The sequence below is a fragment of the Sphingobium sp. B7D2B genome (assembly GCF_025961895.1).
In the GTDB taxonomy this organism is placed as follows: Bacteria; Pseudomonadota; Alphaproteobacteria; order Sphingomonadales; family Sphingomonadaceae; genus Sphingobium.
In genome coordinates, this window is the sequence record NZ_JAOQOM010000001.1 from 1,793,841 (window position 1) to 1,806,909 (window position 13,069).

General features: G+C 64.6%; 13 protein-coding genes. 10 read left to right on the plus strand and 3 right to left on the minus strand.

The annotated features are described in order from the left end of the window. Positions 1-101: 101 nt before the first annotated feature. The 4 genes from recA to M2341_RS08190 all read left to right on the plus strand — a co-directional run bounded on the left by recA (position 102) and on the right by M2341_RS08190 (position 4,489). Entirely contained in the window at positions 102-1,181 is a 1,080-nt protein-coding gene (gene recA / locus M2341_RS08175) for a recombinase RecA (protein ID WP_181559446.1), read from the plus strand. A 188-nt stretch (positions 1,182-1,369) separates the two neighbouring features. Then, a complete protein-coding gene (gene alaS, locus M2341_RS08180) occupies positions 1,370-4,024 on the plus strand; it encodes an alanine--tRNA ligase (RefSeq protein ID WP_264584889.1) in 2,655 nt (884 codons plus the stop codon). Positions 4,025-4,090: 66 nt separating this feature from the next. Next, positions 4,091-4,264, plus strand: a complete 174-nt coding sequence (locus M2341_RS08185) for a hypothetical protein (RefSeq protein WP_264584890.1) — start codon at positions 4,091-4,093, stop codon at positions 4,262-4,264. A 3-nt stretch (positions 4,265-4,267) separates the two neighbouring features. After that, positions 4,268-4,489, plus strand: a complete 222-nt coding sequence (locus M2341_RS08190; protein ID WP_264575956.1) for a cupin domain-containing protein — start codon at positions 4,268-4,270, stop codon at positions 4,487-4,489. 13 nt (positions 4,490-4,502) lie between these two features. Here M2341_RS08190 and M2341_RS08195 read toward each other — a convergent pair whose 3' ends face one another. Beyond that, complete coding sequence (locus M2341_RS08195) at positions 4,503-6,287, minus strand: cation:proton antiporter (RefSeq protein WP_264584891.1); 1,785 nt, start codon at positions 6,285-6,287, stop codon at positions 4,503-4,505. Positions 6,288-6,400: 113 nt separating this feature from the next. Next, positions 6,401-7,621, minus strand: a complete 1,221-nt coding sequence (locus M2341_RS08200) for an NADP-dependent isocitrate dehydrogenase (RefSeq protein ID WP_264570116.1) — start codon at positions 7,619-7,621, stop codon at positions 6,401-6,403. Between the two features lie 208 nt (positions 7,622-7,829). Between M2341_RS08200 and M2341_RS08205 the strand changes: the two genes are divergently transcribed. Both M2341_RS08205 and M2341_RS08210 read left to right on the plus strand, forming a co-directional pair. Then, positions 7,830-8,576, plus strand: a complete 747-nt coding sequence (locus tag M2341_RS08205; RefSeq protein WP_264584892.1) for a phosphatidylserine decarboxylase — start codon at positions 7,830-7,832, stop codon at positions 8,574-8,576. A 58-nt stretch (positions 8,577-8,634) separates the two neighbouring features. After that, positions 8,635-9,417, plus strand: coding sequence for a CDP-alcohol phosphatidyltransferase family protein (locus tag M2341_RS08210; protein ID WP_264584893.1), 783 nt, complete (start codon positions 8,635-8,637; stop codon positions 9,415-9,417). Here the strand turns inward: M2341_RS08210 and M2341_RS08215 are convergent. Continuing rightward, positions 9,377-9,604: a hypothetical protein gene (locus tag M2341_RS08215; RefSeq protein WP_264584894.1), complete on the minus strand. Its 228-nt coding sequence runs from the start codon at positions 9,602-9,604 to the stop codon at positions 9,377-9,379. The two genes, M2341_RS08210 and M2341_RS08215, sit on opposite strands and share 41 nt — an antisense overlap. Before the next feature lie 210 nt (positions 9,605-9,814). On the opposite strand from M2341_RS08215, the gene rpsB reads away from it, so the two are divergent. The 4 genes from rpsB to frr all read left to right on the plus strand — a co-directional run bounded on the left by rpsB (position 9,815) and on the right by frr (position 13,019). Continuing rightward, the gene (gene rpsB / locus M2341_RS08220; protein ID WP_181559454.1) at positions 9,815-10,573 is read left to right on the plus strand and encodes a 30S ribosomal protein S2; all 759 of its coding nucleotides are present in this window, start codon (positions 9,815-9,817) and stop codon (positions 10,571-10,573) included. A 114-nt stretch (positions 10,574-10,687) separates the two neighbouring features. Next, positions 10,688-11,614 (plus strand): translation elongation factor Ts, encoded by a 927-nt coding sequence (tsf, locus tag M2341_RS08225; RefSeq protein ID WP_181559455.1) that lies wholly within the window; start codon positions 10,688-10,690, stop codon positions 11,612-11,614. Positions 11,615-11,720: 106 nt separating this feature from the next. Continuing rightward, the gene (gene pyrH, locus M2341_RS08230) at positions 11,721-12,443 is read left to right on the plus strand and encodes a UMP kinase (RefSeq protein ID WP_264570121.1); all 723 of its coding nucleotides are present in this window, start codon (positions 11,721-11,723) and stop codon (positions 12,441-12,443) included. An 18-nt stretch (positions 12,444-12,461) separates the two neighbouring features. Next, the gene (gene frr / locus M2341_RS08235; protein ID WP_264570122.1) at positions 12,462-13,019 is read left to right on the plus strand and encodes a ribosome recycling factor; all 558 of its coding nucleotides are present in this window, start codon (positions 12,462-12,464) and stop codon (positions 13,017-13,019) included. Positions 13,020-13,069: the final 50 nt, after the last annotated feature.

Consider the following 13,069-nt stretch of genomic DNA (forward strand, 5'->3'; position numbering starts at 1 on the left):
CCCTAAATATCGTTCCCCTCTTGTTCCATAAGAACAAATAGGATACATGGCTCTTGTGACTTTCGGTTCACGAGGATTTGACTTCCATGGGGAGCAGGCACATGACGGCGAGCTTGAAGCTTATCGACGGCGAGAAGAACGTGGGAACCATGGAACGGCAGAAAGCACTCGAAGCAGCACTGGCGCAGATCGATCGCGCCTTCGGCAAGGGCTCGGCGATGAAGCTGGGCTCCAAGGAGGCGATGCAGGTCGAGGCGATTTCCACCGGCAGCCTGGGCCTTGATATCGCGCTTGGCGTCGGCGGCCTGCCGCGCGGTCGCGTGATCGAGGTCTATGGTCCGGAAAGCTCGGGCAAGACCACGCTGGCGCTCCATGTGATCGCCGAGGCGCAGAAGACGGGCGGCACGGCGGCCTTTATCGACGCCGAACATGCGCTCGATCCGGTCTATGCCCGCAAGCTGGGCGTGAACATCGATGAATTGATCGTCTCGCAGCCGGATACCGGCGAGCAGGCCCTGGAGATCACCGATACGCTGGTGCGCTCCAACGCCATCGACGTGCTGGTCGTCGATTCGGTCGCGGCGCTGGTGCCCCGCGCCGAGATCGAGGGTGAGATGGGCGATAGCCATGTCGGCCTGCAGGCGCGCCTCATGTCGCAATCGCTGCGCAAGCTGACCGGCTCGATCAGCCGCTCGCGCTGCATGGTGATCTTCATCAACCAGCTGCGCATGAAGATCGGCGTGATGTACGGCAATCCGGAGACGACCACGGGCGGCAATGCCTTGAAGTTCTACGCCTCTGTTCGTCTCGACATTCGCCGGACCGGTCAGATCAAGGATCGTGACGATATCGTCGGCAACGCCACGCGCGTGAAGGTGGTCAAGAACAAGGTCGCGCCGCCGTTCAAGCAGGTCGAGTTCGACATCATGTACGGCGAAGGCATTTCCAAGGTCGGTGAGATTCTGGACCTGGGCGTCAAGGCCGGCGTGGTCGAGAAGTCGGGCGCGTGGTTCTCCTATGATTCCGTGCGGATCGGGCAGGGACGTGAGAACGCCAAGAACTTCCTGCGTGAAAATCCCGAGATGATGGACAAGCTGGAGCGCACCATCCGCGCGCGCACCGAGGCTGTGGCCGAGGGCATGATGACCGGGCCGGACAGTGACGAGGCAAGCGAGGATTGATCTTTTTGGGAACCTGATCGTGCACAAACGCGGTCAGGTCGTCGTCTGCGGTGGCGTCGCATGAGGGACGCGCTGTGCAGTTCGAGCGATCGTGAAGCTGCGCTTGCGACTGGCGATCGGATTTTGGTCGCGATTTTCCGTTCACTCACCGCTTGTCGGCGGCTGCGGCTTCCCCTAATCGCTCGTCCATGACGTCGACCAACGATATCCGCCGCGCGTTCCTCGATTATTTCGGGGCCAATGGTCATGAGATCGTGCCTTCCGCGCCGCTCGTGCCCAATAACGATCCCACGCTCATGTTCGTGAACGCCGGCATGGTGCCGTTCAAGAATGTGTTCACGGGACTTGAGAGCCGCCCCTACAAGACGGCGACCTCGTCTCAGAAATGCGTGCGGGCGGGCGGCAAGCACAACGATCTCGATAATGTCGGCTACACCGCGCGGCACCTCACCTTCTTCGAGATGCTCGGCAATTTCTCGTTCGGCGATTATTTCAAGGAACGCGCCATCGAGTTGGCGTGGACGTTCGTCACGCGCGAACTCGGCCTGCCCAAGGACCGGCTGCTGGTCACGGTCTATCACACCGATGACGAGGCTTTTGGTTACTGGAAGAAGATCGGCCTGCCGGACGAGCGCATCATCCGCATCGCGACCAAAGACAATTTCTGGTCGATGGGCGATGATGGCCCATGCGGCCCCTGTTCCGAGATCTTCTACGATCATGGTCCGGATGTGCCCGGTGGGCCTCCGGGTTCGCCCGATGAGGATGGCGATCGGTTCGTCGAGATCTGGAATCTCGTCTTCATGCAGTTCGAGCAGCTGGGCGGCGAAATCGTCGGCGATCTGCCGCGTCCCTCCATCGACACCGGCATGGGCCTCGAACGCGCGGCCACGGTTATCCAGGGCGTCCACAGCGTCTTCGATACCGACCAGTTCCGGGCGCTGATCGATCTGTCCGCCGCGCTGACCAAGACGTCGGCAAAAGGCGAGCAGGCCGCCAGCCACCGCGTCATCGCCGACCATCTGCGTTCAGCGGGCTTCCTGATTGCCGATGGCGTGCTGCCGGCCAATGAGGGGCGCGGCTATGTGCTGCGGCGGATCATGCGCCGCGCCATGCGTCATGCGCATCTGCTCGGTGCCGCCGAGCCGCTGATGCACCGCCTGGTTGGCGGCCTGAGCGCGGAAATGGGCGCGGCTTTCCCCGAATTGATCCGCGCGCAGCCGCTGATCGAGGAAACGCTGCTGCGCGAGGAAACCCGCTTCCGGCAGACGCTCGACAAGGGTCTCAAGCTGCTGGACGAAGCCGTGGCCGGTCTGCCGACGGGCGCGACGCTGCCCGGCGACACGGCGTTCAAGCTCTATGACACCTACGGCTTCCCTTACGATCTGACCGAAGACGCGCTGCGCGCCCAGGGCCTCACCGTCGACCGCTCCGGGTTCGATGCGGCCATGGCGGCTCAGAAGGCCGCCGCGCGCGCCGCTTGGAAAGGCTCTGGCCAGAAGGCATCGGAAGACGTCTGGTTCGATATTGCCGAGAGCGAGGGATCGACCGAGTTTACCGGTTATCTGAGCGAAGCGGGTGAGGGTCGCGTGGTCGCGCTGGTCAAGGATGGTGCTCGCGTCGAGCAGGCGCAGGCCGGCGAGAGCGTGACCATCGTCACCAATCAGACGCCCTTTTATGGGGAGAGCGGCGGCCAGGCAGGCGATACCGGTCGGATCAGCAAGTCAGATGGGCTGTCGGCAACCGTCTCGGACACCGCCAAGCCCCTGGGCCGTCTTCACGCCCATCAGGCGAGCATTGAGGCCGGGCGAATCGCGATTGGCGATATCGTCCATATGGAGGTCGATGCCGCCCGCCGCGCGCGCGTGCGCGCCAATCACAGCGCCACGCACCTGTTGCACGCCGCGCTCCGCAAGACGCTCGGCCCGCATGTGACCCAGAAGGGCAGCCTCGTCGCGGAAGACCGGCTGCGTTTCGACTTCTCGCATCCCGAGGCGCTCACCCCGGCGCAGATCGCGCGGGTCGAGGCCGATGTGAATGCGCAGATTCGCGGCAATGCCGAGGTCAGCACGCGCCTCATGTCGCCGGACGACGCGATTGCCGCTGGCGCCATGGCGCTGTTCGGCGAGAAATATGGCGACGAAGTGCGCGTGCTCTCCATGGGCACGGGCGACGAGGGCACCTATTCGGTCGAGCTGTGCGGCGGCACCCATGTGCGCGCGCTGGGCGACATCGCGCTGTTCAAGATCGTCGGCGAAAGCGCGGTTGCCAGTGGTGTCCGCCGGATCGAGGCGCTGACCGGGGAAGCCGCCCGCCTGTGGCTCACGCAGCGCGACGAGCAATTGCGCGCCATCGCCACGACCTTGCGGACGACGCCCGAGGACGCGACGACCCGCGTGGCCGCGCTGGCCGAACAGAGCCGCAAGCTGGAGCGCGAGTTGGCGGAGGCCAAGAAGGCGCTCGCGCTGGCTGGCGCATCGGGCGGCGGCGCTTCGGCTGAGGCTGCGCCCGAGATCGTCAATGGCTACAAGGTGCTCGCCCAGCAGTTCGATGGACTCGACCCCAAGGGACTGCGCGGTCTGGTGGATGACGCCAAGGGCCGGCTTGCCAGCGGCATCGCCGTTGTCATCGCAGTGAATGACGGGCGCGCGAGCATCGCGGCCGGCGTGACCGACGATCTGACCGGCACGTTCAGCGCTGTCGATCTGGTTCGTCTCGGCGTGGCTGCGCTGGGCGGGCAGGGTGGCGGCGGTCGCCCGGATATGGCGCAAGGTGGCGGTCCGGACGGTGCGGCTGCACCGGCGGCGATCGAGGCGATCAAGGCGCGCATCGCGCAGGGCTGAAACGGGGCGCTGAACGGGGGAGGGCAGACCTCTCGGTCCGGCCGGCTCCTGTGTGGGAGACGATCCATGACGCCGAAGTCGCTCAGTACCTATCCCATCCACCTCGCGCGGGGCGGTAAGGCCGTGACACAGCCGGCCATGACCTCCGATCCGGCCTCGTATGCCGCCTATGATGCCCGCCATGGCGGAGATGGCGCAGATGGCCGCTTGGTCAGCGCCTATCGTTTCAGCAGCAATTGATCGATGTGGGAGCGGCATCCGCTCGGCGACGAAATCGTCTATTGCATCGCCGGCGCCGTGACGCTGCGGCAGCGCGGCGAGGATGGGACGGAAACCCATGTTGCGCTCTCCGCCGGTGACTATGCGATCAACCCCGCCAATGTCTGGCACACGGCGGATGCGGCCGGAGAGGTGGAACTGCTGTTCATCACCCCGGGGAGCGGAACCGAGCACGAGCCGCGCTAGCGGCGACTTGCGCTCAGGCGAGGCCGTTCGCTTCCCCCAGCCGCCGACTCCGCAGCCGCGGCGCGACGTCGAGTTCCGCCGCCGCCTTGATCTCATTCTGCAAGTCTTCGCGCTTCTGGTGCACGGACGCGATCACGGGCCCCATGGGCAGGCCGAGGTCCACCAGCGCGGTCTCGGCGAGATGCAGTGAGCTTTCCAGCGTCTCCGGCACCGCGTCGCTTGCGCCGGCCCGATAGAGTTGCGCGGCGTGGGTGGTGTCCCGTGCTCGCACGATGATCGGCAGATCGTCCAGCCAGCCACGCACGCGATTGGTGACGCGCATCGCCAGCACCGGGTCGTCCATGGTGATAATGAGCGCCTGCGCGCGCCCGAGTCTCAGTCGATCGAGCGTGTCGGGGCGTGACACATCGCCGAATTGGACGGTGTAGCCCTCCGCCCGGGCCTGCGCGACGATATCGATGTCGTTCTCCACTGCCACATAGGGCACCTCATGCACGCGCAAGAGATCCGCGACAGTGCGGCCAACGCGGCCGAAGCCGAGGATGATGGCGGCGCGCGCATTGTCATCGGTCTCGTTGGTGTCCGGCTCCAGCGCATCCCGTTCGACCCGCCGGGCCATGCGATGCCCGAATTTGGCGAGGATGGGGGTGAGGGTGAGGCCGATGGCGGTGGCCATTTGCCAGAACGCCGCCGTCCCGGGGCTGATGAGATTGGCCGTCACGGCGCTCGCCAGCACGATGAGCGTCGTTTCCGAGGGGCTGCCCATCAGGATGCCGGTTTCCAGCGCCACCCCGCGCCGCGCGCCCGCAAGCCGCAGTAGCAGGCTGGTCACTGCCACCTTGGCGAGAACCACGCCGGTGATCGCGAGCAGCAACCCATCCCATTGCGCGACCAGGGCGACCGGATCGATCGCCATGCCCACGGTGATCAGGAAGACGCCCAGTGCCAGGCCCTTGAACGGCTCGGTCATGCCCTCGACCTGGCCGTGATAGTCGGTTTCGGCGATGAGAATGCCCGCGACCAGCGCGCCGACGATGGGCGAGAGGCCTGCCGCCGTGGTGAGCAGGCTGGAGACCATCACCACGAGCAGGCTTGCCGCCAGAAACACCTCGGGCCGCTTGGCGCGCGCCGCCTGTGCGAAGAGGCGGGGGAGCATGAAGCGCCCGCCGATCAGCAAGGCGAGGACGGCGAGACCGCCGGTCAGCAGGACGGTAGCAAGATTTTCCCAACCATCGTCCGCGACATTGGGGGCCATGGCACCAAGCGCGAAGACGATCGGTACGAGCGCCAGATCCTCGAAGAGCAACATGCCGAACGCGGATTTGCCAACCGCCGAGTGCGTGCCGGCGATCGGCATGACGAGCGCCGTTGACGAGAGGGAGAGGGCAAGACCCAGGCCGATGGCGGCATACAGGCTGCTGCCCAGCAGCAGCATCCCGCCGCCGATCAGCGTGGCGCTGCCGAGCAGTTCCGCCGCACCGATGCCGAAGACGAATTTGCGCATCGACCACAAGCGTTTGAACGACAGTTCCAGGCCGATAGAGAAAAGCAGCATGACGATGCCGAGCTCGGCAAAGGCAGTGATCGCCGATTCCCGCGAGATCGTCACATGGGCGAGCGCCGGATAGGCGCTGACGAACCGGCCGAGACCAAAGGGGCCGACCAGCAGGCCGACGAGGATGAAGCCGATGATCGGGCTGATGCGGAAGCGTGCGAAGGCGGGGATCACGAGGCCCGCCGCGCCGAGAATGACCAGCGCCTCGTTGAACGTCTGGCTGCCGAACGTGCCGTGGATCATCGGGTCAATCCGCTCGGGCGAGTGGGCGGGACGCCAGGGTGCGGGCGTACCGCAGGGAGGGAGGAGGGCGCTTCGAGCGTGGTTGACCCCATCGAAGCGCCCCCTTCAGGTCTTTAGGACCAGTTGCTCATTTCGGCTTCGAGGTTCCGGCGGATCGCTTCGAAGAACTGCTCGGTGGTCATCCAGGCCTGATTCGGGCCGATGAGGATCGCGAGGTCCTTGGTCATCTCGCCATTTTCCACCGTCTGCACGCACACGCGCTCCAGCGTCTCGGCAAAGCGTACGACGTCCGGCGTCTCGTCGAACTTGCCGCGGAACTTGAGGCCACCGGTCCACGCGAAGATCGACGCGATCGGGTTGGTGGAGGTCGCCTTGCCCTGCTGGTGCTGGCGATAGTGACGGGTCACCGTGCCATGCGCGGCTTCGGCCTCGACCGTCTTGCCGTCGGGCGACATCAGGACGGAGGTCATCAGGCCGAGCGAGCCGAAGCCCTGCGCCACGGTGTCCGACTGGACGTCGCCGTCATAATTCTTGCACGCCCACACGAACTTGCCGCTCCACTTGAGTGCGGCCGCGACCATGTCGTCGATCAGGCGGTGCTGATATTCGATGCCAGCAGCCGCGTACTTGTCCTTGAATTCACGGTCGAAAACGTCCTGGAACAGATCCTTGAAGCGACCGTCATAGGCCTTGATGATCGTGTTCTTGGTGGAGAGGTACAGCGGCCACTTGCGGTCGAGCGCATAGTTCATGGATGCGCGGGCGAAATCGATGATCGACTGGTCGAGATTGTACATCGACATGGCTACGCCCGAGCCGGGGAACTGGAAGACTTCGCGGTCAATCACCTTGCCATCGTCGCCTTCGAACACCAGACGCAGCTTGCCGGGGCCGGGCACGAGGAAGTCGGTGGCGCGATACTGATCGCCAAAGGCATGACGGCCGATCACGATCGGGTCGGTCCAGCCCGGCACCAGGCGGGGCACGTTCTTGATGACGATTGGCTCGCGGAACACGACGCCGCCCAGAATGTTGCGGATCGTGCCGTTCGGCGACTTCCACATCTGCTTGAGGTTGAACTCCTCGACGCGCGCCTCATCCGGCGTGATCGTGGCGCACTTCACGCCGACGCCGTACTTCTTGATTGCCTCGGCGGAATCGATGGTGATCTGGTCGTTGGTGCGGTCACGCTCTTCGACGCTCAGATCATAATAGTGAAGGTCGACGTCGACATAAGGCTTGATGAGCCGCTCGCGGATCCATTCCCAGATGATCCGGGTCATCTCATCGCCGTCGATCTCGACGATCGGATTTTTCACCTTGATCTTGCTCATGCGTGCCATGTTCCCTGTTCGATGTCGCTGGGGCCGCCGCGACCGCGCGCGGCAGGGCCTTTCAGCATGCCTCTAGGGAAGGTCGCGGCGATGATCAACTGCCCTGGCCATGCATGAGAGGCTGATGTCGGGCGATTTATGCCGCGTGGCAGGCCTGTTTGGGCCGGCGGGGATTGTGCCGGGCGGCGGCTCACCCTAAACAGAGCCCATGACAACAGAATTTTCGGGCACGCAGCCGGTCGCGCCTTCACGGACAAGCGTCAAGTGGAGTTTCCCATCGGTTCACCCGGAGGGGCGGCGCTTTGGGGCGATTGCCGCTGCGATTACCCTCATTTTTGCCTTGATGGGCTGGTCGATCCTGGCCTGGCTGATGGTCGGCGTGACGCTTTGGGTGTTCGCCTTCTTCCGCGATCCCATCCGCGCCGTGCCGCAGGACGAGCGCGCGATCATCGCGCCGGCGGATGGCCTGGTCACCCTGATCCAGGTCGTTCCGCCCCCGCCGGAGATGCTCGGACCAGACAAGCTTGGAACCGAACCCATGACACGGGTTTCTATCTTCATGAGCGTGTTCGACGTCCACATCAATCGCACCCCGATCAGCGGCACCATCAAGGATGTCGTCTATATCAGCGGCAAGTTCGTCAATGCGGACCTGGACAAGGCCAGCGAGGACAATGAGCGCCAGCACATTCTGGTCGAGCGCAGCGATGGCATGCGGGTGGGCTTCACGCAGATCGCTGGGCTGGTCGCGCGGCGGATCGTTCCTTTCGTCAAGCGCGGCGATATCGTCGCGGCAGGCCAGCGCGTCGGGTTGATCCGCTTCGGCAGCCGCGTGGACGTGTATCTCCCTGCCGGCACGGCGCCGCAGGTCGCGCTGGGCACGCATACGGTGGCCGGCGAAACGATCCTGGCGCATCTGGGCGAGAATCAGTCCGCTACGGCTGTGCTGCAATGAGGCCTCGCTCGCTTGGCGCGCCCATTGGCGGACCCGCGCCTGTTTCGGATTTTATATAATGGCGCGACCGCGTCCCATCGCCCGGATGAGCCGCGGCATCACGCTGCGTCAGGTCGCACCGAACGCCATTACGGCGATGGCGCTCTGCTTTGGTCTCACCGCCATTCGCTATGGCATTTCCGGTGAATGGCAGCTTGCCGTCGCGGCGATCATCTTTGCCGGCGTGCTCGATGGCGTGGACGGACGTGTCGCGCGCCTGCTGCGGGCGGACAGTCGCTTCGGCGCGGAACTCGATTCGCTCTCGGACGCGATTGCCTTTGGCGTCTCGCCGGCGCTCCTTGTCTATCTCTGGTCCTTGCAGTCCATGCCCCGCTTTGGCTGGATCGTCGCGCTGGTGCTGGCGCTCAGCTGCGCGCTGCGCCTCGCGCGCTTCAATGCCAGCCTCGATGTAATCGATCAGCCGCGCAAGGCTGCGGGCTTTCTCACCGGCGTGCCTGCCCCGGCCGGCGCCGGCATTGCTTTGCTGCCCCTCTATGCCTGGTTCATCACCGGACTGGACGTGTTCCGCGACTGGCGGCTTGTCGCCCCGTGGATCATCATTTCGGCGTTCCTGATGATCTCCAGCCTGCCGACGCTGGGCTGGAAGGGGCTCCGCGTGCCGCCGGCCTGGCGCCTGTTCGCCATTCTGCTGGCCGGCATCTTCGCCGCGAGCCTGATGGTTGCGCCGTGGCATGCCCTGCTTCTGCTGTCGCTGGCATACATCGCGCTGCTGCCGGTCGGGCTGGTCAGCTACGCTCGGGTCAAGCGGCGGCTCGTGGCGGCATCGCTATCGCAAGGCTGAGGCCCGTCGCGGCGACGGGCTGTGCCGTCTGCCGCTGCCCGGCCCGCTCGGGCGTCCAACCTTCCAGATCCAGCGTCCGCAGAGCGCGCATCATCGCGCCATGGCGCAGGCGCAGTTCATGGACCATGATCGTCGCTGCCAAAGTCGCCGCAACCGCAAACAGGGCACATCCCAGAATATAGAACATCGTCGTCCCTTTCCTGTGTCCACAGCATCGCCATGGCTTGATGTTCGCTATTTGTTCTTGTTCTCGCCGTCTGTCAAGCATGATGTGCAGGCTTGTGCTCCTGTCGGGCTTGGTCTAAGGGCGCGCGTCTAACCCACATGGGATTCGCCACATACCGGTGCCGCTTCGCGGTCACTGAATCCCAGAGGCTCAACCGGAAGGAGATATATTATGGCGGCACCCGTCGTCACCCTGCACCAATTGATCGAGGCCGGCGCGCACTTCGGCCACCAGACGCACCGCTGGAATCCCCGCATGAAGCCGTACATCTTCGGGGAGCGGAACGGCATCCACATTCTCGATCTCTCGCAGACCGTTCCCCTCTTCGCCCGCGCGCTGGACTTCGTGTCCGCGACGGTCGCCGCTGGCGGCAAGGTGCTGTTCGTCGGCACCAAGCGCCAGGCGCAGGAGCCGATTGCCGAGGCCGCCCGTCGTTCGGGTCAGCACTTCGTCAATCACCGCTGGCTGGGCGGCATGCTCACCAACTGGAAGACCATTTCCGGCTCGATCAAGCGTCTCAAGACGCTTGAGGAGAAGCTGTCGGGTGACACCCACGGCCTCACCAAGAAGGAAGTGCTCCAGATGACGCGCGAGCGCGACAAGCTCGAGCTGTCCCTCGGCGGCATCCGCGACATGGGCGGCATTCCGGACGTGATGTTCGTCATCGACGTCAACAAGGAAGAGCTGGCGATCAAGGAAGCCAACACGCTGGGTATCCCGGTGGTCGCGGTTCTCGACTCGAACGTCGATCCGTCCGGCATCGCCTTCCCGGTTCCGGCCAATGACGACGCCAGCCGCGCCATCCGCCTCTATTGCGAGGCTCTGGCCCAGGCTGCGACCCGCGGCAACCAGAACGCCGCAGCGGCATCCGGCATGGACCTTGGCGCCATGGACGAGCCGCCGGCTGAGGAAGCGCTCGCGCAGGCCTGATCGGCGCCGTCAAACGCACGCAACAATGTGCGGGCAGGGCGCCGGATCGGGAACGATCCTGGCGCCCGCCTGACATCTGGCAACATTGAATTCGAGATTTGAGGAACAAGAGACATGGCAGAGATTACCGCAGCCGCCGTCAAGGAACTGCGCGAGCGCTCGGGCGCTGGCATGATGGACTGCAAGAAGGCGCTTGCCGAAACCAATGGTGACGTGGAAGCCGCAGTCGACTGGCTGCGCGCCAAGGGCCTTGCCGCCGCGCAGAAGAAGTCGAGCCGCACCGCAGCCGAGGGCCTGGTGGTCGTGGCTGTCGATGGCACGCGCGGCGTTGCCGTCGAAGTGAACAGCGAGACGGACTTCGTCGCCAAGAACGATCAGTTCCAGGGCTTTGTCCGCACGGCCGGCGACGTGGCGCTCAAGAACGCCATCGGCGATGCCGAGGCCCTGCTGGCCGCGCCGCATCCGGCCGGCGGCACGATCAACGATGCGCTGGTGACCAATGTCGCCACCATCGGCGAAAACCAGCAGCTGCGTCGCGTGAAGGCTGTGTCGGTCGATCAGGGTCTGGTCATCGATTACATGCACAACGCCGTGGCGCCCTCGCTCGGCAAGATCGGCGTGCTCGTCGCGCTGGAGAGCCTGGCCGGTGCCGACGTGCTCGCCCCGCTCGGCAAGCAGATCGCCATGCACATCGCGGCGGCTTTCCCGGTCGCGCTCAAGGCTGAGGACATTCCGTCCGAAATCCTCGACCGCGAGCGCAAGATCGCGGCGGAGAAGGCTGCCGAGTCGGGCAAGCCGGCCGACATCGTCGCCAAGATGGTCGACGGCGCCGTGGCGAAGTTCGCCAAGGAGCAGGCGCTGCTCTCGCAGATCTTCGTGATGGACAACAAGACGCCGATCGCGGACGTCGTGGCCAAGGCCGCGAAGGATGCCGGCACGACCATCGTCCTCAAGGACTATGTGCGCTTCCAGCTCGGCGAAGGCATCGAGAAGGAAGAGAAGGATTTTGCGGCAGAGGTCGCAGCCGCCGTCGGCGCCTGATCCTTCCCTTCATTTATTACGCACCGGGCGCGCTCGGTGCTTGGCATGGCGGCGCGGGCTTACTAAGGTCCGCGCCGCTCCCGTCTCTGGAATTTGTTAGGCATTCATGACCACCACTGCCCCCAAGCGCATTCTCATCAAGCTCTCGGGCGAGGCCGCGATGGGGGCTCAGAGCTTCGGTATCGACCCGGGCACTGTCGCGCGCGTGGCCGGGGAAGTGAAGGAAGCCAAGGAGTTCGGCTTCGAGATCTGTCTGGTGATCGGCGGCGGCAACATCTTCCGCGGCATGGCCGGCGCAGCGCAGGGCATGGACCGCGCCAATGCCGATTATATGGGCATGCTGGCGACCGTCATGAATGCCCTCGCCATGCAGGATGCGCTGGAGCATCTGGGCGTCGCGACGCGGGTGCAGTCCGCCATTCCCATGGCCAGCGTTTGCGAACCCTATATCCGTCGTCGCGCCCAGCGGCATCTGGAGAAGGGCCGGGTGGTGATCTTCGCCGCCGGCACGGGCAATCCCTATTTCACGACGGACAGCGGCGCGGCGCTACGGGCGGCCGAAATGAGCTGCGACGCGCTCTACAAGGGTACGTCGGTGGATGGCGTCTATGATGCCGATCCTAAGCTCGTCGATTCTGCAAAGCGTTTCGATCGCGTGAGTTACGATCAGGTGCTCACACAAAATCTCAAGGTGATGGATGCCAGCGCCGTGGCGCTGTGCCGCGATAACGCCATTCCCATCATCGTGTTCAACATTCGCGAGCAGGGCAACCTTGCCCGCGTGCTGCGCGGCGAGGGCGTTTCGACCCTGGTCGACAGCGGTCGCTAGGTTCATCGGAGAGGCAAGATGGCAAAATATGACAAGGCTGATCTGGAGCGCCGCATGGCAGGCGCCGTCGACGCGCTCCAGCACGATCTGAACGGGCTGCGTACGGGCAGGGCCAATGTGGGCCTGCTCGATCCCATCACCGTAGAGGTGTACGGCGCCAAGATGCCGCTCAATCAGGTCGCGACCGTTTCCGCGCCGGAGCCGCGCCTGCTCTCCGTACAGGTGTGGGACAAGTCCAATGTCGGCCCGGTCGACAAGGCGATCCGCTCGGCGGGGCTTGGCCTTAATCCGATCGTCGACGGGCAGAACGTCCGCCTGCCGATTCCGGACCTGACCGAAGAGCGCCGCAAGGAACTGGCCAAGCTGGCCGGCCAATATGCCGAGAAGGCGCGCGTCGCCGCCCGCAACGTCCGCCGCGATGGCATGGACAATCTGAAGACCGACGAGAAGAAGGGCGAGATCAGCGAGGACGAGCGCAAGCGCGCTGAAGCCGACGTGCAGAAGCTCACCGATTCGACCATAGCGGATATCGATGCGGCAGCGCAGGCGAAGGAAAAGGAAATCCTTGGCAAATAATCCGTCCTTCGACTGCCGAGGGAGAGGCCAGGGCCATTTATGAGCCTTTT